Below are 21,375 nucleotides of genomic sequence, written 5' to 3'. Positions count from 1 at the left end.
GTTATCCGGAGAAAAACTCGTGTTGATGCTAGGCTGCCGTTGATCAGGCAGTGCCAGGCTCTGTAGTGGATTTTGTTGTTGCTGGCATAGCCGCCGGAGCCTGTTTGGACGGTACTCGCCCCAGTCGCAGGGCATTGCCAACCACCAGCAGGGAGCTAAACGACATGCCAATGGCAGCGGCCCATGGTGGCACATAGCCCATGGCGGCAACTGGCAGGGCAATCAGGTTGTAGCCCAGTGCCCAGCCAATATTTTGTTTGATGATAGCGCGGGTGCGGCGAGCAGTCTCAATGGCGCTGACCAGTACATCCAGTTGGCCGCCAGTCAGTAATGCGTCGGCGTTGGTTTTGGCCAGATCAGTCGCTTCGCTGACGGCAATGGCAATGTTGGCGGCCGCCAGTACCGGTACGTCGTTAATGCCGTCGCCAACCATCAAGACAGTTTCACCATGGGATTGCCACTTTTTGACTTGCGCCAGCTTTTGTTCCGGGCTCAGTCCGGTGGCTACAGCATCCATCTTCAGGGCTGTCGCCATATCGGTGCCTGAAGCGCTGGGGTCACCGGTTAGTAGGGCGGTTTTGATGCCATGCTGCTGCAAGCCGCTGATCAAGGTTGCGGCCGACTTGCGTAAGCTGTCGCCCAAACAAATCCAGCCCAGTGGTTGTTGTTCGCAGGACAACAGTAGCCACTGTCCATGGGGGTGACTGCTCGGCATGGCCGGAGGCTGTTGGCAGGCGAAGTCAGCACGGCCAAGGCGGACGGTTTTCTGTTGGCCATCGGTGTGCCAAATCCCCTGTATGCCAAAGCCGGTGGTCTGCTCAATATCGGTAACCTGAGCGGCCTGGCGTTTGCGGAAAGCCCGTGCAATCGGGTGGCTGCTGGCTTGTTCAAGCCCGGCAGCAATGGCCAGAACCTGTTCGCGGGAGAGTTCTGCCAACGGCTCCACGGCCTCGATGCTGAGCTTGCCATGAGTCAGTGTGCCGGTCTTGTCGAACACCACCCGGTCGATGCCCGGCAAGGCCTCCAGTACGTGGCCACGGCTGATCAACAGGCCTTGTTCGCGCAGGGCGGCGGTGGCTGCGGTCAGGGCTGTAGGCGTTGCCAGCGACAAGGCGCAGGGGCAGGTGACGACTAGCAAAGACAGGGCAATAAAGAAGGCGTGATCGTTGCCTTGCCACCACCAGAATGCAAACACACTGCTGGTGATAACAAGCACGGCGGCCACAAAGTAACTGGACACGCGGTCGGCAATTAACGCGGCTTTGGGTTTTTCTTGCTGGGCCCGGTCCATCAGTCGAACGATGGTCGACAGCTGCGCTTCGGCACCGGTAGCGGTTACTTTCATCACCAATGGCGATTCGACGTTGACCGTGCCGCCAATCAGCCGATCACCGATCTTCTTGTTGATCGGCAGGTATTCGCCAGTCAGCGCGGCTTCGTCCACCGGGCTTTGGCCATGAACCACCACCCCATCGGCAGGAATCGATGCGCCGGGTTTGATTAGCAGCAGATCGTCCAGCTGGATATCTTCTGCGGCAATGACGGTTTGCTGTTCAAGCTGGGTGGCGGATTCAACCTTGAGCGCGACGTTCGGCAGCAGCGTTAGCAGGTTGTTACCGGATTTGCCCATTTTGTGGCGTGCCTGCATTTCCAGAAAGCGCCCCAACAACAGCAGGAAGGTAAACATGCACACGGAGTCAAAATAGACTTCCTTACCCTGATTGAAGGTGCTCCAGATGCTGGCACAGAAGGCCAGGAAGATGGCCAGCGATACCGGCACGTCCATGGTCAGATGGCGGGTTTTGAGGTCGCGGATGGCGGCTTCAAAAAATGGCCGTGCTGAGTAAAGCACCACTGGCAAGCTCAGCACCATGGATGCCATTCGCATGAACACTTCGTATTGTGGCGCCATGCCAGCATAGAGCGGTACCGCCAGCATCATCACCTGCATCATGCCGATACCGGCAACGGCCAGCCGTCGAATGGCGCGCTTGCTTTCTGCCGCGCGGCTGGCTTCTTCCGAGGTGGCCGAAAATGGCGAAGCCCGATAGCCCAGTCGATAGATCAGTTCCATCAGGCTGGAGGCAGGCAAGGCATCAAGTGACCAGCTTACGACAAGGCGGTGGTTGGACAAATTCAGGGTGGCGCTGGCGATGGCATCGTGGGCTTGCAAACGGTGTTCAATCAGCCAGCCACAGGCGGCGCAGCTGATGCCGTCGATCACCAGTGTGGCCTCGACGTTGCCATCGGGCAGATGCGCCAGAAAGCGACGCTGCATGGCTTCGCTGTCATAGAGGGTGAGTGTGTCGCGGGCGGCGAGATCGTCGTGCTCAACGTCGGCAGGCGACAGCTCCGGCAGTTCGGTGCGATGGCGGTAGTAGTCTTTCAGACCGCTGGCAACGATGGTCTCTGCCACGGCTTTACAGCCGGGGCAGCACATCAGTTGTCGCTGGCCATCAATCTCGGTGGCCCAGCGTTCGCCTTCCTGCTTGCTGGTGGTTTCACCGCAATGGAAACAGGAGTAAGTAGACTGGTTCATTTTGCGATCAGGGTGATGACCTGGCCGTCGCTGAGGTTTTCAGTGGCACGTACTCGCCAGCCCTGATCCGGGCTTTGCAACCAGATATGGCGACGGGAAGGCAAATCCACTTCTGCAGCACCCACGTACAGGCCGTCGGCAATGCGTTGCAGTAATACATCGGCATCGCGGTCCTGAAGGGTCGGGTGAATCAGACGCAGCAACAGCATATTGGGTTCTTCATCGAAATAGCCTTGCAGATTCAGGCGCGCTTCGTGGTCACTGATCACCAGATTGGCGCGCACTTGCAGGCGACCGGCCTTGTGGTCAATCTCGGTGTTTTCGGTGTAGGACATGCCGTCCTTGTAATAGCTGTCGCTGACCAGAGAGTCTTTCGAGCTGAGCGCCAGTGTCAGCATGACCATACCCCAGCAAACGGTCACCAGCGGTACGCCGACCACCAGCCACATTATGGGTTCCTTGTACCAGGGACGGGTTTGTTCTGAAGCTTGCTGTTTCATAGGACTCCCATGGAATACTGCTGCGGAGTGTAGTTAACCGCACAAATAGCTGGCCCAAGTTTAACCACTTGGGCCAGCGTGTGCGACCAGATAAAAGGGGTTTTACCCACGTGGCGCAATAAACCGGCTTTCAACCCGGGCGACTTCTTCGCCGCTGTTTTTGTTGACCACGACGAACTCAATGTTGGTCTTGCTGGACGGCAGTTTGGCAACGCTGGGGTCCAGCTCCAGATCGAGGGCGATTTCACGCATTTCATTGGTGTTGAGGGTGTATTCGGAATCGGCTTCCATTTCGGCCGCTGGCAGCCCGTCGACACTCAGAATGTAGGTGTTGGCCTGTTGTGACATGTTCATCATCTTCAGGGTGAAACTGTTGATGACGGTGTCGTTTGGCGTCAGCTGATACAGACGGCCGCGGTCGCGCTCAATGTCCAGCTCGAACGGAGTACGTGTGCCGAGGGCATACACCAGTGCGCCGACCATGAGCGTCAGTACCGCTGCGTAGCCAAACAGTCGCGGCCGCATGATGTGGGTTTTCTTGCCTTCCAGTTCGTTTTCGGTGGTGTAGCGAATCAGGCCCTTGGGCTTGTCGAGTTTCGCCATAATGGAGTCGCAGGCATCGATGCAGAGAGCGCAACCAATGCACTGGTATTGCAGGCCATCACGAATATCGATGCCGGTTGGGCACACCTGTACACATAGTGAGCAATCAACACAGTCACCGAGCTGGGCTTGTTGTGCCGGGTCCTTTTTCTTGCTGCGATGGCCGCGGGGTTCACCACGATTGAAATCGTAGGACACGGCCAAGGTGTCCTCGTCGTACATCACGGACTGGAAGCGGGCGTAAGGGCACATGTAAATGCAGACCTGCTCGCGCATCCAGCCGGCATTGATATAGGTGGCGGCAGTGAAGAAGGCAATCCAGAACAGCTCCCAGCCGTTCAGGTTAAAAACAAGGATGTCGGGGATCAATTCCCGAATCGGCGAGAAATAGCCCACAAAGGTGACGCCGGTCATTAAGGAAATAAACAACCAGGCACTGTGTTTGAGCCCTTTCTTGCGCGCTTTGGTCAGGCTCATCGGCTCCTTGTCGAGCTTGATGCGTTGGTTGCGTGTGCCTTCGGTGCGCTCTTCCACCCACATGAACAAGAAGGACCATGCCGATTGCGGACAGGTGTAACCGCACCAGAGTCGTCCGGCCAGATTGGTGACGGTGAACAAACCAAATGCGGCGATGATCAGCAAAGCCGACAGCAAAATGAAATCCTGTGGCCAGAAAGTGGCACCAAACACGTGAAACTGTCGCGCGGGCAGGTCGAAGTACACTGCCTGACGGCCGTCCCAGTTAAGCCATACCACGCCGTAGTAGGCCAGCATCAGCGCCCAGAGGGTGTAGGTTCGGGCTTTCTGAAACACGCCAATGATCTCGCGGACGTAGATCTTCTCGCGTTTCTGGTACATGGATTGTTGTTTTGGGGTCACATCTTTGACGGGAATATTACTCATACAGCGTGTCACCTGGTTGCATATTGGTGCTGGCGTTGAGCGGGGGTGTCCCTGGCGTCAGCTTATCTATATAACGTTTTGATTATATAGTTTTTGATATTTCACAGCTGAAAAAAAAGCGGCTTGGAGGCCGCTTTTTCGGGGTTTCTTGTTTCAGCTCAAGCCTGCTGGAATGAGCTGAAACAAACGCGGCTCACTTGTTGGTCAAGGAGTACACGTAGGTCACCAACAGGTGAATCTTGGCGTCCGCGTTGGCGCCCAGGATTTCCTTGTGCGCTGGCATTTTGCCCATACGACCGTGACGCAGGGTCATCTCGATCTGCTTGGTGGAGCCACCGTACAGCCAGATATCGTCGGTCAGGTTTGGTGCACCCATCATGATGTTGCCCTTGCCGTCAGCGCCGTGACAGATGGCACAGTTGCGCATGAACAGCGGTGCGGCGGTCGCAGCACCGGCTTCATCGTGCTTCAGACCAGACAGGCTGCGGACATAAGCGGTCATGTCATCAATGCCCTGGTCGCCCAGAATGGCTTCCCAGGCTGGCATTGCACCCTGACGGCCGTTAGCAATGGTCATGGTCAGCTGTTGAGGGTTGCCACCGTACAGCCAGTCGTTGTCGGTCAGGTTCGGGAAGCCCAGTGCGCCTTTGGCGTTGGAACCGTGGCATACCGCACAGTTGGACTTGAACAGACGCTGGCCGGTTTGCAGCGCTTCGTCGTTCTTGGCCAGCTCTTCAACCGGAGTTGCAGAGTATTTGGCGTACAGCGGAGCGATGTCCTTGTCGAACGCCTGAACCTCGGCTTTCCACTGGTTGGCGGAACTCCAGGCCACTTCTTCACCGTCAACGGTTACGGTGACAAGACCCTTGAAGTTACCCAGACCGTACATGCCCAGGTAGCCCAGGCCGAATACGATGGTGGCCCAGAACATGAACACCCACCAGCGTGGCAGCGGGTTATCAATTTCTTCAATACCGTCGTAGGCGTGACCTGTGGTCTCGTCGGTTTCTTCTTTGCGCATCCCCTTGCTGGTGTACATGATGAGGATGCCGCAGCCTATGATGGAACCCACCACAATGGCGGTAACCCATACTTGCCAGAAAGTACTTAACATTTTTACTTACTCCGATCTTTATCGTCGTACACGGACCCGTCGTCATCGTCCAGGAACGGAATTTCAGCATCTTCGTCAAAGCGTTGCTTGCGACTGGAGCCGTAGGCCCACCAGAAAATGCCGAGCATGGCGGCCAGTGCAAAGACCGACCCGAGACCGCGTACGTCGTTAATATCCATAGGGTTACCGTTTAGTGATCACTGTGCCAAGTTGCTGCAGGTAGGCAACCAGAGCTTCAATCTCAGGCTTGCCATCCACGGCGGCTTTGGCATTTTCGATGTCTTCATCTGTGTACGGCACGCCGACCATACGCAGGGCTTCCATCTTCTTCGGTGTGTCACGACCATCTACCTTGTATTCGAACAGCCAAGGGTAGGACGGCATAATGGACTCAGGTACTACGTCACGTGGGTTGTACATGTGAGCGCGGTGCCATTCGTCGGAATAACGACCACCAACACGTGCCAGGTCAGGACCGGTACGCTTGGAGCCCCACAGGAATGGGTGCTCATACACGTGCTCGCCAGCGACGGAGTAAGGGCCGTAGCGCTCGGTTTCAGCACGGAATGGGCGAACCATCTGGGTGTGACATACGTGGCAGCCTTCGCGGATGTAGATGTCACGGCCTTCCAGTTCGAGGGCGCTCAGTGGCTTGAGGCCTTCAACCGGCTTGTTGGTGTCTTCATGGAAGAACAGTGGAACGATTTCCACCAGACCGCCCCAGCTCAGAGCAACGACGATCAGAACCACCATCAAGGGGAGGTTTTTTTCAATAGTTTCGTGTTTGATCATTTCCGGTACTCCTTACGCCTGTGCCAGAGCTGCGTCAGCTTGCTCTTTCTTGGCAACACGAACAGTCATGTAGACGTTGTACGCCATCACCAGCATGCCCAGCAGGAACAGGGCGCCACCGATGACACGGCCAACGTAACCCGGGTAAGAGGCTTCAACAGACTCCACGAAGCTGTAGGTCAGGGTGCCGTCGTCGTTTACTGCACGCCACATCAGACCTTGCATGATGCCGTTCACCCACATCGCCACGATGTAGAACACGGTACCGATGGTAGCCAGCCAGAAGTGAACGTTGATCAGGCCCTGGGAGTACATGTCAGATGCCTTGCGACCAAACATGACAGGAATCAGGTGGTACATGGCACCGATGGACACCATAGCAACCCAGCCCAGTGCGCCGGAGTGAACGTGACCGATGGTCCAGTCAGTGTTGTGAGACAGGGCGTTAACGGTCTTGATGGACATCATTGGGCCTTCGAAGGTGGACATGCCGTAGAAGGACAGGGAAACCACCAGGAAGCGCAGAACCGGGTCGGTGCGCAGTTTGTGCCAGGCACCGGAGAGGGTCATCATGCCGTTGATCATACCGCCCCAGGAAGGCGCCAGCAGAATCAGGGACATTACCATACCGGAAGTCTGAGCCCAGTCAGGCAGGGCAGAGTAGTGCAGGTGGTGAGCACCGGCCCACACGTAGATGGAGATCAGGGCCCAGAAGTGAACGATTGACAGGCGGTAAGAGTAAACAGGACGACCAGCCTGCTTTGGTACGAAGTAGTACATGATGCCGAGGAAGCCCGCCGTCAGGAAGAAACCTACCGCGTTGTGACCCCACCACCACTGCACCATGGCGTCGATGGTACCGGCGTAAATAGAGTAGGACTTGGTCAGGGAAACAGGCACTGCCAGGCTGTTACCAATGTACAGGATGGCAATCATGATCATGAAGGCAGCAAAGAACCAGTTGGCAACGTAGATGTGCTTTTCCTTACGGATCGCCAGAGTGCCAAGGAAGTTGATGACGTAAGCCACCCAAACCAACGCCACCAGAATATCGATTGGCCATTCCAGTTCGGCGTATTCCTTCGCGGAGGTGATACCCATTGGCAGAGTGATGGCTGCCAATACGATCACCAGGTTCCAGCCCCAGAAGGTGAAGGACGCGAGGGTGTCAGAGAACAAGCGAGTGCGACAAGTGCGCTGAACGATGTAGTAGGAAGTCGCAAACAAGGCGCAGCCGCCGAAGGCGAAAATAACCGCGTTGGTATGCAACGGTCGCAAGCGGCCGAAGGACAGCCATGGGGTATCGAAGTTCAGAGCGGGCCAAGCCAGCTGGGCAGCGATGAATACACCGGCCGCCATGCCAACAATGCCCCAGACAACAGTCATGATGGCAAATTGTCTTACCACCTTGTAGTTGTATTCGGGATGGTCGATTGCTGTGCTCATGATTGGATTCCAATAACAGCGTTAGATTGAGGGTTATGATTTTTAGTGCCACATTATCGGGCGCTTATTTTTGCTTTGCAAATATACGTCAGACTAAGCATCTGATTTTTCAGGGATATACATCACCTGTGTTATACCTCGGCCTTCTAATAAATAGGAATGAATATCATTAAGATATGGCATCCTATTTGACGGTTTTGGCCCGCGTCCTGCGGAAAAACCCTGAATATTCGGGGCTTCTGGCATTGGTGACCATGATAAGCAGGCCTCTTGGCGTTATATTGATTTGAGACAAAAATAAGGCAGCTAGCGATATTGCTGTTTAAAAAGATTAGATGGTCCGGCACGAAAGTGGTAAGACCAAAAGACGAATTGAGTGATGTTGAAAAATCAGGAAGTAATGGTGGATAAACGACCTTTGATCATATTGCTGCACGGTGCTGGAGCATCCAATCAATCGGCGTTTCTGGAGTACACCCGTGGCTGTTTTGAATCGCTCGGCTATCCGGTGCGTCCTTATGACTTTGGTTACATGCAGGAAGCTCAGGCAACGGGCAAACGACGGCCACCACCGAAGGTCGAAAAACTGGTCGAAGAGTTGCGCGGGTTGTTATCAGGCTCCTTGAATAAATCACAACCGTGCGTGCTGGTGGGCAAGTCGATGGGTGGACGGGTTGCAACCATGCTGGCAGCGACGGATTGCCCAGCATCGGTACAAGCAGTTGCTGTGCTGGGGTATCCGTTTATTGGTAATGGCAAGAACAAACAGCCACGCACAGGGCATTTTGAGGACATAAAGGTGCCTGTGCTGATTGAGCAGGGAACCCGTGATGGATTTGGAAAGCCGGAGGATGTGGGTGCGATGGAGCTTCCCAAGGACGGTATCAGCATCAACTGGTTGCCTTCCGGTGATCACGATTTCAAACCCTTGCGGTCATCCGGTTTCGATCAGCAGCAGTTGATCGCGAAGGCAGTCAACCACATTGATGAATGGTTGAATGGTTGAATGGTTGAATGCTTGAAGGGATGAACAGCGGGATGGCCCAGGTCGATGAATAACCCGGGCCTGCCAATCAGGCTGTCAGTACCGTAATACGCTCTTCACGCATCAGGATTGGCTGGATGGCCGCAATGACGTCGCGGCGGGACTCCGAAACAGACCAGCGTTCCCAGTCTTCAACGGACTGCCAGTTGGTGATAATAATGCGGTGGTGTGAGTCTTTTGCATCGACGTAAGAGGCGCCGGAGACATAGCCAGGCGCTTCCAGAATGGCTCGCAGGGTGTCTTTAATGGAGGCTTCGTAAGTGGACTCCATATCGTCGGCAATACGACGGTCGATGATTACCTTGATCATACTTATTCTTCCGTTGGTCGTTGTCTAAGGGCTGCGACCCTCTGAATAACTCTACACAGCTCTGATCGAGCACCGAGTCGGAGGGTCCCTTGGGCAAATTATAGAAAGTTTGGGGATTACCCATGGCCCACTTCGACCATAGTGCTGTGGGGCTGGCAAATCAACCATAAGCCGGTCGACTTTCGGCTGGAGTGGCTTGCTTGCAGACAAACAAAAGCCGGCGATTGCCGGCTTTTGGAAGGTTCAATCAGAGCACGACGGGCTTGTCCCAGCCTTTGATGCGAATTTCAGTGTCAGTAATTTCCAGATCTTCCGGACCCAGCACGTTTTCGCCGAACAGGTAGCGAGGCTCGATTTCGCCGGCAACCATGCGGCTGTCGTAGGCGCTGGCCTGACTCTGAATGGCAGTATTGGCCTGGCTCCAGGCAGCAATGGCGTCAGTGCCGTGCTTCTGGCTGATCAATTCGAGGGTCCTGGTCGGTGATACAACCGCCGCAGAGGCGTTGTTACCACCAAAGCCCTTGGCATTAATAAAGGCAACGTCCAGTTGCTCGCTATCGACCTGCTTGTCTTGAAGCACAAACTCCAGACCTTGCTGGTGCACATCGTCAGCCACTTTTTCGGTGGTCTTGATGCCTGGAATCACACCGGTGGCCCAGGTGCCCAGAGCTGCAGTCAACTGGTCAGCAGACGCCGCTGCCAGTGAATGTCCAACGAAGGTCTTCACCGCAGTGATTGGCCAGTTTTCAATGCCAAACGCACCGGCCAGTGCTTCGTAGATGTGGGATTCGGTGACCCGGTTTTGCGGTGTGCTGCTGCCGTGAGCGTGCACAAAGCTGTTCTTTAATGATGCTTCACCCAATTCCCGGCGGGTAGCGGCCATGACTTTGGCCATGGTCAGGTAGTTACCAATGCCCGGGTTGGAAATGGATTTCTTGTAGCCGTCGGCATTCACTTGCACATCGCCGATGCTACCCAGCACATTCAGGCCCAGCTCCAGCGCGAGCTGGTCATCCGTCAGTACGAAGAACTGAGCCGATTCGGCAATGGTGAAACCGCAGTTTTCACCGAACGGGCGTACGGCACGACGGAAGTCGGCTTCTTCGTTGTCGCCCTTGTTATCCAGCTTCTTCAGGTTGGCCTCAGACGCCAACGCCGTCATGGCGTTGTAGCCCTCGACAATTTCCGGCACCAGCGGCGCTTCAGCGTTGCCAACAATCACAATGCGACGGCGACCGGATTCAATATCGTCCTTGGCCAGTTGCAGGTTGTAGAGGAAGGTTGCACAGGCGGCGGTCATGCTGCCGGTTTTGCCAACGTTGCCCAGTACATAGGCGTTGATGAAGTCGGCAGGCATTTCGCTCAGGCCCATGGCGCATTGCTTGGAGCTGGTGCGCTTACCCATTAATGCAGACTGCATCATGCCGCCGTGGCCGTTACCGTCTTGCTGGCCCATGGCGGAACCGGCATAGACAGCAATTTCATCAGGGCCAACATGCTGGCAGAGGGTTTCCCACTCAATGCCCAGTGAGCCCAGTGCATCGGATGCGGCGTATACCGCCATTTGCAAACCACGAGGGTGGTGACGTGAACGGTACAGTTTGGCCGGGTCAAAGCCTTTTGGCATCTGGCCAGCACTTTGTACCGGCAAGCGACGATGAGTCAGGCGCCAGCACTGTGTGCCTTCCTCGTCTTTGAATGCTTCATGGAAAGGTACGGCCTTGGCGTCCCAGTCGACGTTATCCCATTCACGTACCAGCGAGCCTTCAAGAATGGCGTCACGGTCGTCGGTGCCCATCAGCGCACCCAGTGCCGCCAATGTGGTTTGCTGGTCCTGCTCGGACAGAGAATCAAAAATCATGCGGCGGAAGGCGTGGTGGCCAGCGCTGCGGCCTGCAGCGTTGATGCCGCCGAAGCCAGTGATTACTGCCAGTTTTTTCATTAACCCGTTTCCAGAAGTGTTTTTTTTATCTTATTGGCAATACTGACTCTTTCAGTAGTACAAAAAAGACATAAAATAAAAAGATACAGACAATATGGGGCGATGGAGTTCAACGGTATGTTTCAGAGTGTCACTTTGCTGCTGGTGGAGCAGATGCTGCTGTCCAGTATTGCCATTCCCATCGAGATGCTGGAGGCAACGCGCGCCCGGTTGAGGTTGCAGCGTCAGCGCAACGCCGACTTCCGCATTCAGATAGCTGCGGTGGATGGTGGTTCCTGCAATGGCCTTGGTGGTGTGCGCATTCAGCCGGATAGCCGCATCGAAGATATTGAACAAACCAACCTGGTGGTGGTGCCCGCTTTGTGGCGCGATCCGCAGCGTGTGATTCGCCAACACCCTCAGGTCATTGAGTGGATTGCCAATCAGTACCGCAAGGGGGCCAGCGTGATTTCGGTTGGCACCGGGGTGTGTCTGGTGGCTGAAAGCGGCATTCTGGACGGCTTGCCCGCGACCACCCACTGGCATTACCAGGACCGTTTTGCCGAGCACTACCCAAACGTAAATTTGCAGCGCCAGCACCTTCTTACCCAATCACGGGGAATTTACTGCGCCGCCAGTGTGAATTCCGGCGCGGACATGGTGATTCATTTCATTGGCAAAACCTGGGGCAGGGACATGGCCCTGCAGGTGGAACAACAATTTTCACCGGAAGTCAGGAATCCGTTCGAGAACCGGGTCTACAGTCCAGAAGAATCGATGGCACACGCCGATGAAGACGTGGTGATGGCGCAGGCCTGGATGAAGCAGTATCTGCGAGAGCCGTTTTCATTGAAACAGCTGTCAGAGAGGGCGGGGTTGAGCGAGCGACAGTTTACCCGTCGTTTCAAGCAAGCTACTGGTCAGACGCCGCTCTACTACTTTCAGACGATACGTTGTCAGGCTGCGCGCGAACTTTTGCAACAAAGCAACCTCACAGTGAGCGATGTGGCTCAAGCTGTAGGCTTTGGCGACAGCAGCTATTTCATTCGGGTGTTCCGGCGGCTTTCGGGCCAGTCTCCTGGCGAATTTCGTGACAAGGTTCGTGGTAAATTATTTACCGGCAATTGACCGATTCGTGACATGAAAAACGAAAATTGAATAGGCATCACAGAAAATTTCTCCATACATTGTAGTGATTCTGCCTATTTTTTTTGGTTATACTGCTGCCGCCATCGAAGCTGGTGCCACAGAACGGTCAGATTTCTAACGTCCGTCGCACAATTTTCGAACGTTGTAATTCCTGTAAAAAAACTACAGGGTCGTTGTGTTTGAAAACGGCAGGCGTCAGACTGGCACCGCGTTTGGTTCTGCTACCTGGGTAGTAAAGGTATGAGCAGAACGAATGATGGATATTTTCTTAGCCCATGAAGGGCTTAGGTATTGTCGCTTACCGGAAAGGGATGATAGGTAAGTCCAGAATTTCAGGGGTAACAGGCTCACAAGGCCTTCACCCGTGCCTTATCCGGGCGCAGATAAAAAAGAAGACTGGGAGTTCCGTATGACACAAGATGTCGATATCTACGAAACACAAGAATGGCTGGATTCACTCCACGCAACGATTCGCCATGCAGGCCCTGAGCGTGCAGCATTCTTGTTGAAAGCACTGTTTGATAATGCGATGGCAAAAGGCGTTGAACTGCCAGCTGCGATCACTACGCCATACCGCAACACCATTCCTGTGGAAAAAGAAAAGCGTATGCCGGGCGACCTGTTCATGGAACGCCGCATCCGCTCCCTGATCCGTTGGAATGCCTTGGCTATGGTTATGCGTGCCAACGATAACGACGAAGGTCTGGGCGGTCACATCGCTTCCTTCTCGTCTGCCGCGACTCTGTACGATGTAGGTTTCAACTACTTCTTCCGTGGTAACGACGATGGTCATCTGGGTGACCTGATCTACTTCCAGGGCCACTCTGCTCCTGGTATCTACGCGCGTTCCTACCTGGAAGGCCGTTTTGACGAAGAACAACTGGACAACTTCCGTCGCGAAGTCGATGGCAAGGGTCTGTCCTCTTACCCACACCCTTGGTTGATGCCGGACTACTGGCAGTTCCCAACCGTATCCATGGGTCTGGGTCCAATCGGTGCCATCTATCAGGCACACGTAATGCGTTACCTGTCTGCTCGTGACCTGGTTGCCCGTGGCGATCGTAAGGTTTGGGCATTCCTGGGCGACGGTGAGTGTGATGAGCCGGAAACACTGGGTGCTATTTCCCTGGCCGGTCGTGAGCAGCTGGAAAACCTGGTGTTCGTGATCAACTGTAACCTGCAGCGTCTGGACGGTCCTGTTCGTGGTAACGGCAAGATCATGCAGGAACTGGAAGGCGTGTTCCGCGGTGCTGGCTGGAACGTGATCAAGGTTGTCTGGGGTCGTCATTGGGACGTACTGCTGGAGAAAGACAAGACCGGTCTGCTGCAGAAGCGCATGAACGAAGTTGTCGACGGCGAACTGCAGAACTACAAAGCCAACGGCGGTGCATACACTCGTGAGCACTTCTTCGGCAAATACCCAGAGCTGCTGGAACTGGTTAAGGACATGTCTGATGAAGACATCTACAACCTGAATCGTGGTGGCCACGATCCATTCAAAGTGTACGCTGCGTACGCAGAAGCAATGGAAAACAAGGGTTCCCCAACCGTTATTCTGGCGCAAACTGTTAAAGGTTACGGCCTGGGCGAAGCGGGCGAAGCATCCAACCCGACTCACTCTGTGAAGAAGCTGGATAAGGAATCCCTGAAGCAGTTCCGTGACCGCTTCGGTATCCCACTGTCTGATGAACAGCTGGAGACTGTACCTTACTACCGTCCAGCGCCAGACAGCCCTGAAATGAAGTACATGATGGAAACCCGCAAGAAGCTGAACGGTGTGGTTCCATCCCGTCGTGCCGACTTCGACGCTCTGGAAGTACCAGCACTGGACGCATTCAAGTCCCAGCTGACCGGTTCCGGCGATCGCGAGCAGTCCTCCACCATGGCATTCGTACGCGTACTGTCCCAGCTGGTGAAAGACAAGCAGGTTGGTAAGCGTATTGTTCCTATCGTTCCTGATGAAGCACGTACTTTCGGTATGGAAGGTATGTTCCGTCAGCTGGGCATCTACTCTTCCGCGGGTCAGAAATACACCCCGCATGATCACAACCAGATCATGTACTACAAGGAAGACAAGAAAGGCCAGATCATGGAAGAAGGCATCAACGAAGCGGGCGCTATGTCTGCATGGTTGGCGCTGGCAACCTCCTACAGCAACAACAACTGCGCTGTTGTGCCGTTCTACATCTTCTACTCCATGTTCGGTTTCCAACGTATTGGTGACCTGGCATGGCTGGCAGGTGACATCCAAGCACGCGGCTTCCTGATTGGTGCAACCGCTGGTCGTACCACTCTGAACGGTGAAGGTTTGCAGCACCAGGATGGCCACAGCCACCTGATGGCTCACACCATTCCTAACTGTAAGTCCTACGACCCGACTTACAACTTCGAGATGGCTGTTATCGTCCAGGACGGTATGAAGCGCATGTACGAAGACAAGGAAAACTGCTTCTACTACATCACTGCCATGAACGAAAACTACGTTCACCCGGCAATGCCTGTAGGCGCTGAAGAAGGCATCATCAAAGGTATGTACATGCTGAAAGAAGGTAAAGCTTCTGATGCACCACGCGTACAGCTGATGGGTGCTGGCACCATTCTGCGTGAAGTTGAAGCCGCTGCTGACATCCTGCGTGATGAGTACGGCGTTGAGTCCGACGTATGGTCCGTTACTTCCGTTAACGAACTGGCCCGTGACGGCCAGAAGACCGAGCGTTGGAACCTGATCAACTCCGAGAAGGACGCCAAGGTTCCATACATCACTGAGCAACTGACTGGCAAAGAAGGTCCTGTGGTTCTGGCAACAGACTACATCAAGACCTACGGCGAACAGCTGCGTAACTTCGTACCAGGTAACTTCAAAGTACTGGGTACCGACGGTTTCGGTCGCTCTGACACCCGTAAGAAACTGCGTCACTTCTTCGAAGTTGACCGTGGCTTTGTAGTACTGGCTGCTCTGACCGAGCTGGCCAAAGAAGGCAAGTTCGACGCTGCTGAACTGCCTAAAGTACGCGCCAAAATGGGTATCGATGCTGATAAAGCTGACCCAACCACGGTTTAACAGGAGGCTGACACATGGCACAAGTGACTGTAGCAGTACCTGATATTGGTGGTGCTGAAGACGTAGATGTAATCGAGATCTCCGTTGCCGTTGGCGACATGATCGAAGTAGACCAGGACTTGATCGTTCTGGAGACCGACAAGGCCTCCATGGAAGTTCCATCCACTGCCGCTGGTAAAGTGGTAGAGATCCTGGTGAAAGAAGGCGACAAGGTAGCAGAAGGTTCTGCCATCCTGGTTGTTGAAACTGAAGGTGCTGGCGCTGAGCCTGCACCTGCCGCAGAAGCAGCACCAGCAGAAGCTCCGGCTCCTGCCGCTGAAGCTGCGCCTGCACCAGCAGCGGCGCCAGCCGCTGCCGGTGGCAGCAAGACCATCGAACTGACCATCCCTGATCTGGGTGGTGCAGACGAAGTGACCGTTATTGAACTGAGCGTTGAGCCAGGCGCTTCTGTGGATGCAGAAGAATCCCTGCTGGTGCTGGAATCCGACAAGGCGTCCATGGACGTACCTGCTCCGGAAGCTGGCAAGATCGTTGAGTTCAAGGTCGCTGTTGATGGCAAGGTTAAAGAGGGCGACGTATACGCGGTGATGGAAGTTGCCGGTGCAGCGGAAGCTGCTCCTGCGCCAGCCGCTGAAGCTGCTGCTCCGGCACCGGTTGCTGAAGCGGCCCCTGCGCCAGCTGCAGCACCTGCTGCGCCAGCCGCTGAAATCGAACTGCCACTGCCAGATCTGGGCGGTGCCGATGAAGTGACTGTGATTGAGCTGTGCGTTGCGCCAGGTTCTGAAGTGAAAGCGGAAGAGTCCCTGATCGTACTGGAATCCGACAAGGCATCCATGGACGTACCAGCACCGGAAGACGGCGTACTGGTTAGCTTCAAGGTTGCTGAAGGTGACAAGGTTTCCGAAGGTAAAATCTACGCGGTATTCAAGCCAGCTGCTGCGGCCGCCGCGCCTGCACCTGTCGCTGCGCCTGCTCCGGCAGCTGCTGCACCAGCGCCTGCCTCTGCTGCTCCGGCTCCAGCCAAGCAAGAAGCCGCTCCAGCTGCCGCCAAAGGTGGCCTGAATGAGAAAGAAGCGAGCCCAGGCAGCGTATACGCTGGCCCAAGCTCTCGCCGTCTGGCTCGTCAGCTGGGTGTAGACCTGACCAAGGTGAAAGGTACTGGCGTTCGTGGCCGTATCACCAAGGACGACATCCGTGCCTACGTGAAAGACGCGCTGAAGCGCGCTGAACAAGCGCCGGCTGCAGGTGCGGTTACTGGTGGTTCCGGTATTCCGCCAATTCCTGCGGTAGATTTCAGCCAGTTCGGCGAAATCGAATTGATCAAGATGTCCAAGATCAAGAAGGTGACTGCGGCGAACATGTCTCGCAACTGGCTGAACGTGCCGGCTGTGACCCAGTTCGACGAAGCCGACATCACCGATCTGGAAGCTTTCCGTAAGTCCATGAAGGCGGAAGCGGAAGCGGCTGGCTTGAAACTGACGCCAATGCCATTCCTGATCAAGGCCGTGGCTATGGCCATGCGTGCGGAGCCTAGCTTCAACGTATCCATGCACCACGATGGCGAGCACATTGTTCAGAAGAACTACGTGCACATCGGTATTGCTGCCGATACGCCAAACGGTCTGATGGTTCCTGTTCTGCGTGACGCAGACAAGAAGAGCATCTTCGAAATCGCCAAGGAAGCCAATGCGCTGATCAAGGCGGCTCGCGAAGGCAAGCTGAAGCCAAAAGACATGCAGGGTGGTTGTTTCACCATCTCCAGCCTGGGCGCCATCGGCGGTACCGGTTTCACCCCAATCGTGAATGCGCCTGAAGTGGCCATTCTGGGTGTTTCCAAAGCCGAGATGAAGCCGAAGTGGAATGGCAAGGAATTCGTTCCTCGCAACATGCTGCCACTGGCTGTTTCTTACGACCACCGTGCCATCAACGGCGCAGATTGCGGTCGTTTCTTCACCACTCTGGTGAGCATGATCGGCGATATCCGTCGCATCCTGCTGTAACGATTTGCTCCTTCGGGAGCAATTGCAGGCCATCGAACGCTTCCCTGTTTGATGGCTTGTACCGGGGTCAACAATTTGGGGGTTGGCCCCTTCCTGTTCCAAGTGTGAGAACACTGTTGGTAACTGCTTTTTCCGGCCCTCGTGGCCGGTTTTTTGTATCTGGCGTCTGCAAACGACGTATGTCTTCTGTTGCTTCCTGTTTCTGTACCTGTCTCTCGATCTGTCTCTGCCACCCGTTCTGTCGTTAAACTGAACGAATCCGAACGTTAACCGCATTCCTTGACCCTCATTGACGGCGGCCTCCGGCACAATCGCGCTCCCATTTCATTGTAAAAGGTGCGTTATGCGTCGTGTGTTTTCTTCTCTGTTGTTTCCTGTGTTAGCGCCAGTGGCTTTGTATTCGGCCCAGGCCATGGCTGCGCCGTCTGATCAGGGGTTTTCCGGTGGTCGACCACCAGAGCCGCCGTCGTTTTCAGAGCTTGATAGCAACGGCGATGGACTGATTTCTCGCGATGAAGCGGCATCGATCCCTCCACTGGCTGAGCATTTTGATGATATCGACAGTAATTCCGACGGCTATCTGACCGAGCAGGAACTGCAAGCTGGCAAGCCTGGGCCTAGTGGTCAGCCACCACGCAGTGAATAGCAGGGCCAGTCACCACGTAGCGAATAACGGGCTATCCAGGGAATGGGCTGTCAGAGTGTGGTAATAAGGTTGGTCGAAAGAGAACGATTGGATAGGGTGATTATTGATAACCTTGCTCTTTATTGATCTGCTCAGGACAGATGAGTAATTCGCTACAAGAGTCACGCATTGGCCTCTGGTCTTGCACCCGCATCTCGTCTACCCTGAAGGTACTGTTCACGCCCTGAGGGATCTCGGCCACGCTCCTTATGCGCAAATTACTTCTGCCTACGCTGACCCTGGTCTCGATCTTTTTCGCCGTGATGTTGATCGACAAGCTGCTCGTTCAACAGGCGTATCTTGACCATCGGGATGCGGCTAAAAGTCGCTTGAGCGAACTCACCAGCCGACTGTCTTCGGTGGTCACCCAGCGTTTGCAACTGACGCAAGGGCTGTCCGCCTTTGTACGTTCCCGATCCGACTTTACCCAAACCGAATTCGACCTGTTTGCCGGTTCTGCTGGTGAGCACGTGACCGGCATTCTGGCACTCCAGCTGGCCCCGGAAGCGGTGGTTCGTTACACCACCGATATGGCTCGCAACGCCTCAACCGTTGGCCACGACTTGCTGGCGGACCCCAAGCGTCGCCCGGCGGTGCAACGGTCAATTGCGACTCGTCAGATGGTTATTTCAGGGCCGGTAAAGCTGATTCAGGGCGGTCGGGCAGTGATTGCCCGTAACCCGATTTTTGTTGAGCACGGCGACGATGAGCGCTTCTGGGGATTTGCCACGGTGCTGCTCGATGTTGGCCAGCTGTTTCTTGATGCTGGCCTGACCCGCAGTGACGACGACATTATGATTGCGGTGCGTGGGGCAGATGCCCGTGGCCCACGGGGGGAAGTCTTCTTTGGTGATTCCGACGTGTTTGAAATGGACCCTGTGGTGGCCAGTGTGCCTTTGCCCGGCGGTTCCTGGCAGGTCGGCGTGGCTCTGGTTGAACACAATCCATGGTCATTGCAGCGACTGCTGCTGTGGTGCTTGTTTGCGTTTATAGCCCCGCTGGTGTTCTGGTCGCTGTATCGACTGGAGCGTGAGCCTGAAATTCTGAAAGAGCGCATCAGCGAGGCAACGGTCGAGCTGCAAAACGCCTACGGCCGAGCGGAGGCTGCCAGTAAGGCAAAATCTGATTTTCTGGCCAACATGAGCCATGAATTACGCACCCCGTTGAACGCCATCATGGGCTTTAACAGCCTGATTGCCGATAACAGCAGTGATCCTGAGTCGCGTCACTATGCCGGGCAGGCGCTGGCGTCATCGCAGCATTTGCTGTCGTTGGTGAACGACATTCTGGATGTTACCCGCATTGAAGAAGTCGGAGTTGAGATTGATTCCAAACCTTTTGCCCTCAAGGGGCTGCTACAAGTGGTGGAAGCCAACCTGAAAGCCTTGATTGCCAATAAGCCCATCGACATCGTTCTGGAAGCAGATAGTCGTATACCGGACAACCTCGAAGGTGACAGCTTGCGCCTGACCCAGGTGCTGATGAACTTCGCGAGTAACGCTGCCAAGTTCACCGATGGCGGCCAGATTCGTCTGGTGTCGCGCTGTGTCAGCAATGACCGTGTTACGGTGCGATTGCAGTTGCTGGTTGAAGATACCGGACGTGGCATTCCGGCTGAAAAGCTCAAAACCGTATTCGATAAATTCCAGCAGGTCGACAGTTCGGATACCCGCGATCATGGCGGTACCGGTTTGGGGCTGAGCATTTGTCAGTCCTTGATTGAAGCGATGGATGGCAAGCTGATTGTGTCGTCGGAAGAGGGCAAGGGCAGTTGCTTTGGTCTGGAAGTCGATTTGCCGGTCGCTTTGCGTGGTGAAACCGATCAGGCGATGGCAGAACTGGCCGTCGCCAGTGGCGGCAAGACTACTGACGGTGCCGCTGGAGAGCCTGCAGAAGCGTCTGCCGGAATAGTTGCCAGATCCCTGAGTCAGGCGACGCCGTCGCGGACTCTGCTGCCTGACAATGATCGTGCGCCGTTGCCACTGCAAGGGATACATATTCTGGTGGTTGACGATAACGCGGTGAACCTGAAGGTGGCCTACGAAATCCTGATTCGTCAGGGGGCCGAGGTGTCGTGCGTCGAAAATGGCCAGAAAGCCGTCGATTTCCTGATCGTGGATCGGGAATTTGTGGATGTGGTGCTCATGGATGTTCGTATGCCAGTCATGGGTGGCCTCGAGGCCACCACCGAGCTACGCAAACACTACAACTACGAAGGGCCTATCATTGGGCTGTCAGCCAACACTTCTGAAGATGATGTGCGTGCCAGCCTGGATGTCGGCATGAACGATCACATCTGCAAACCCTTCAATCGGGAAGAGTTGGTCAGTGTTATCCGCAAGCAACTGGGCTATTTGGCCTGACCGGTATCCTGCTATCGAAGGCTGGAATAACTCAGCGAATCATTGAAATCCGTCGCAGGGAGCGCTGGGAGTTGCTCTCAAAGCGACTGCTGTGTTGCAGGGTTTCTTCCACAAACGCCAGGTGGTTGTTGACCGCCTGACGCGACTTCTCGGTATCCCTCTGGATAACCGCATCTTTCATGGCTTCGTGTTGGCGGCGAATCTCGTCGCGCCGGGCTTCTTCGGTGTACAAATACGTCAGGTTGGTGGCGATGGTCTGCTTGAACAGGCTCAGCAAGGCGCGCATGGAATGCAGTAGCACAGCGTTGTGTGATGCTTCGGCAATCGACAAATGAAAGCGCCAGTCCAGCTCGGCCTCTTGCTCAGCGCCCAGGCGGGCATTGTGACCGTCCAGCCATTCCTGATAGCGCCGCTCAATCAGCTCGTGGTCCGACTCTGTGGCCCTGACCGCCGCGTAGTGGGCAGCAATCTCTTCCAGTGCATGACGGTATTCCAGCAGGTCGTAATTGAACTCGGGATGTGATTCCAGCAGTCCAAGCAGCGGGTCGGACATCGACATGCCGATACTGTCTGCCACAAAGGTGCCACCACCCTGGCGGCGGGTGACCAGTCCTTTGGCATCGAGCTTGTTCAGTGCTTCCCGAATGGACGGCCGTGATACCTCAAATCGCTCCGCCAGCGCCCGCTCGGTGGGCATCTTCTGGCCGGGCTCCAGGCTTCCCTCAATGATCATGCTTTCCAGTTGCTCGGCAATGATGTCAGAGATTTTCTGGCTGCGGATTTTCTGTTGAGGCATCTCAAACGACCTGTGAATTGCGAATCATAAAGTGGGATTTTCGGCCAATGCGTGATGCTCCGCATTGACCTGTGCATCAATCGGAGTTAATTTGCCTTTAAATAATCTGGGTAATTGGTATTACCAATTTAAATTTACCCGGTTAAAA

At 55.1% G+C, this 21,375-nt stretch carries 16 protein-coding genes; 6 read left to right on the top strand and 10 right to left on the bottom strand.

Annotation, left to right across the window (positions count from 1 at the left end; genetic code table 11):
• Nucleotides 1–43 precede the first annotated feature (43 nt).
• The 7 genes from G516_RS0113820 to ccoN all read right to left on the bottom strand — a co-directional run bounded on the left by G516_RS0113820 (nt 44) and on the right by ccoN (nt 7,897).
• A complete protein-coding gene (locus tag G516_RS0113820) occupies nt 44–2,539 on the bottom strand; it encodes a heavy metal translocating P-type ATPase (protein WP_028294143.1) in 2,496 nt (831 codons plus the stop codon).
• Nucleotides 2,536–3,039, bottom strand: coding sequence for a FixH family protein (locus G516_RS0113815; protein WP_084645070.1), 504 nt, complete (start codon nt 3,037–3,039; stop codon nt 2,536–2,538). Before G516_RS0113815 ends, G516_RS0113820 begins: the two co-directional genes overlap by 4 nt.
• 102 nt (nt 3,040–3,141) lie before the next feature.
• The gene (gene ccoG / locus G516_RS0113810; protein ID WP_028294141.1) at nt 3,142–4,545 is read right to left on the bottom strand and encodes a cytochrome c oxidase accessory protein CcoG; all 1,404 of its coding nucleotides are present in this window, start codon (nt 4,543–4,545) and stop codon (nt 3,142–3,144) included.
• Between the two features lie 193 nt (nt 4,546–4,738).
• Complete coding sequence (gene ccoP / locus G516_RS0113805; RefSeq protein WP_028294140.1) at nt 4,739–5,659, bottom strand: cytochrome-c oxidase, cbb3-type subunit III; 921 nt, start codon at nt 5,657–5,659, stop codon at nt 4,739–4,741.
• Nucleotides 5,660–5,661: 2 nt separating this feature from the next.
• On the bottom strand, nt 5,662–5,838 hold the full coding sequence (locus G516_RS0113800; protein WP_028294139.1) for a CcoQ/FixQ family Cbb3-type cytochrome c oxidase assembly chaperone: 177 nt from the start codon (nt 5,836–5,838) through the stop codon (nt 5,662–5,664).
• 4 nt (nt 5,839–5,842) lie between these two features.
• Nucleotides 5,843–6,448 carry a cytochrome-c oxidase, cbb3-type subunit II gene (ccoO, locus tag G516_RS0113795; RefSeq protein ID WP_028294138.1) on the bottom strand — a complete coding sequence of 202 codons (606 nt, stop codon included), beginning with the start codon at nt 6,446–6,448 and terminating at the stop codon, nt 5,843–5,845.
• A gap of 15 nt (nt 6,449–6,463) precedes the next feature.
• Complete coding sequence (gene ccoN, locus G516_RS0113790) at nt 6,464–7,897, bottom strand: cytochrome-c oxidase, cbb3-type subunit I (protein WP_028294137.1); 1,434 nt, start codon at nt 7,895–7,897, stop codon at nt 6,464–6,466.
• A gap of 379 nt (nt 7,898–8,276) precedes the next feature.
• On the opposite strand from ccoN, the gene G516_RS0113785 reads away from it, so the two are divergent.
• On the top strand, nt 8,277–8,903 hold the full coding sequence (locus G516_RS0113785; RefSeq protein WP_028294136.1) for an alpha/beta fold hydrolase: 627 nt from the start codon (nt 8,277–8,279) through the stop codon (nt 8,901–8,903).
• 67 nt (nt 8,904–8,970) lie between these two features.
• Here G516_RS0113785 and G516_RS0113780 read toward each other — a convergent pair whose 3' ends face one another.
• Together G516_RS0113780 and G516_RS0113775 are read right to left on the bottom strand one after the other, a co-directional pair.
• Nucleotides 8,971–9,252, bottom strand: coding sequence for an antibiotic biosynthesis monooxygenase family protein (locus G516_RS0113780; RefSeq protein WP_028294135.1), 282 nt, complete (start codon nt 9,250–9,252; stop codon nt 8,971–8,973).
• A 247-nt stretch (nt 9,253–9,499) separates the two neighbouring features.
• Complete coding sequence (locus G516_RS0113775) at nt 9,500–11,194, bottom strand: beta-ketoacyl synthase (protein ID WP_028294134.1); 1,695 nt, start codon at nt 11,192–11,194, stop codon at nt 9,500–9,502.
• A 117-nt stretch (nt 11,195–11,311) separates the two neighbouring features.
• Here G516_RS0113775 and G516_RS0113770 point away from each other — a divergent pair, with 117 nt between their 5' ends.
• The 5 genes from G516_RS0113770 to G516_RS0113750 all read left to right on the top strand — a co-directional run bounded on the left by G516_RS0113770 (nt 11,312) and on the right by G516_RS0113750 (nt 20,431).
• Nucleotides 11,312–12,301: a GlxA family transcriptional regulator gene (locus G516_RS0113770; RefSeq protein WP_028294133.1), complete on the top strand. Its 990-nt coding sequence runs from the start codon at nt 11,312–11,314 to the stop codon at nt 12,299–12,301.
• Nucleotides 12,302–12,731: 430 nt separating this feature from the next.
• A complete protein-coding gene (aceE, locus tag G516_RS0113765) occupies nt 12,732–15,383 on the top strand; it encodes a pyruvate dehydrogenase (acetyl-transferring), homodimeric type (RefSeq protein ID WP_028294132.1) in 2,652 nt (883 codons plus the stop codon).
• A gap of 14 nt (nt 15,384–15,397) precedes the next feature.
• Complete coding sequence (gene aceF, locus G516_RS0113760; protein ID WP_028294131.1) at nt 15,398–17,383, top strand: pyruvate dehydrogenase complex dihydrolipoyllysine-residue acetyltransferase; 1,986 nt, start codon at nt 15,398–15,400, stop codon at nt 17,381–17,383.
• A 343-nt stretch (nt 17,384–17,726) separates the two neighbouring features.
• A complete protein-coding gene (locus G516_RS22585) occupies nt 17,727–18,029 on the top strand; it encodes an EF-hand domain-containing protein (protein ID WP_051219435.1) in 303 nt (100 codons plus the stop codon).
• A 248-nt stretch (nt 18,030–18,277) separates the two neighbouring features.
• On the top strand, nt 18,278–20,431 hold the full coding sequence (locus G516_RS0113750) for an ATP-binding protein (protein WP_028294130.1): 2,154 nt from the start codon (nt 18,278–18,280) through the stop codon (nt 20,429–20,431).
• A gap of 31 nt (nt 20,432–20,462) precedes the next feature.
• Here G516_RS0113750 and G516_RS0113745 read toward each other — a convergent pair whose 3' ends face one another.
• Nucleotides 20,463–21,227, bottom strand: a complete 765-nt coding sequence (locus G516_RS0113745; RefSeq protein WP_028294129.1) for a GntR family transcriptional regulator — start codon at nt 21,225–21,227, stop codon at nt 20,463–20,465.
• Nucleotides 21,228–21,375 lie beyond the last annotated feature (148 nt).

Origin of the sequence: Oceanobacter kriegii DSM 6294, from assembly GCF_000422845.1 — a bacterium.
GTDB lineage: Bacteria > Pseudomonadota > Gammaproteobacteria > Pseudomonadales > Oceanobacteraceae > Oceanobacter > Oceanobacter kriegii.
This window is presented reverse-complemented; position numbering and strand designations above follow the sequence as displayed.

Coding starts and splice junctions, on each gene's coding strand:
- G516_RS0113820 (WP_028294143.1), bottom strand. CDS start 2,539: ATGAACCAGTCTACTTACTCCTGTTTCCATTGCGGTGAAACCACCAGC.
- G516_RS0113815 (WP_084645070.1), bottom strand. CDS start 3,039: ATGAAACAGCAAGCTTCAGAACAAACCCGTCCCTGGTACAAGGAACCC.
- ccoG (WP_028294141.1), bottom strand. CDS start 4,545: ATGAGTAATATTCCCGTCAAAGATGTGACCCCAAAACAACAATCCATG.
- ccoP (WP_028294140.1), bottom strand. CDS start 5,659: ATGTTAAGTACTTTCTGGCAAGTATGGGTTACCGCCATTGTGGTGGGT.
- G516_RS0113800 (WP_028294139.1), bottom strand. CDS start 5,838: ATGGATATTAACGACGTACGCGGTCTCGGGTCGGTCTTTGCACTGGCC.
- ccoN (WP_028294137.1), bottom strand. CDS start 7,897: ATGAGCACAGCAATCGACCATCCCGAATACAACTACAAGGTGGTAAGA.
- G516_RS0113785 (WP_028294136.1), top strand. CDS start 8,277: ATGTTGAAAAATCAGGAAGTAATGGTGGATAAACGACCTTTGATCATA.
- G516_RS0113780 (WP_028294135.1), bottom strand. CDS start 9,252: ATGATCAAGGTAATCATCGACCGTCGTATTGCCGACGATATGGAGTCC.
- G516_RS0113775 (WP_028294134.1), bottom strand. CDS start 11,194: ATGAAAAAACTGGCAGTAATCACTGGCTTCGGCGGCATCAACGCTGCA.
- G516_RS0113770 (WP_028294133.1), top strand. CDS start 11,312: ATGTTTCAGAGTGTCACTTTGCTGCTGGTGGAGCAGATGCTGCTGTCC.
- aceE (WP_028294132.1), top strand. CDS start 12,732: ATGACACAAGATGTCGATATCTACGAAACACAAGAATGGCTGGATTCA.
- aceF (WP_028294131.1), top strand. CDS start 15,398: ATGGCACAAGTGACTGTAGCAGTACCTGATATTGGTGGTGCTGAAGAC.
- G516_RS22585 (WP_051219435.1), top strand. CDS start 17,727: ATGCGTCGTGTGTTTTCTTCTCTGTTGTTTCCTGTGTTAGCGCCAGTG.
- G516_RS0113750 (WP_028294130.1), top strand. CDS start 18,278: ATGCGCAAATTACTTCTGCCTACGCTGACCCTGGTCTCGATCTTTTTC.
- G516_RS0113745 (WP_028294129.1), bottom strand. CDS start 21,227: ATGCCTCAACAGAAAATCCGCAGCCAGAAAATCTCTGACATCATTGCC.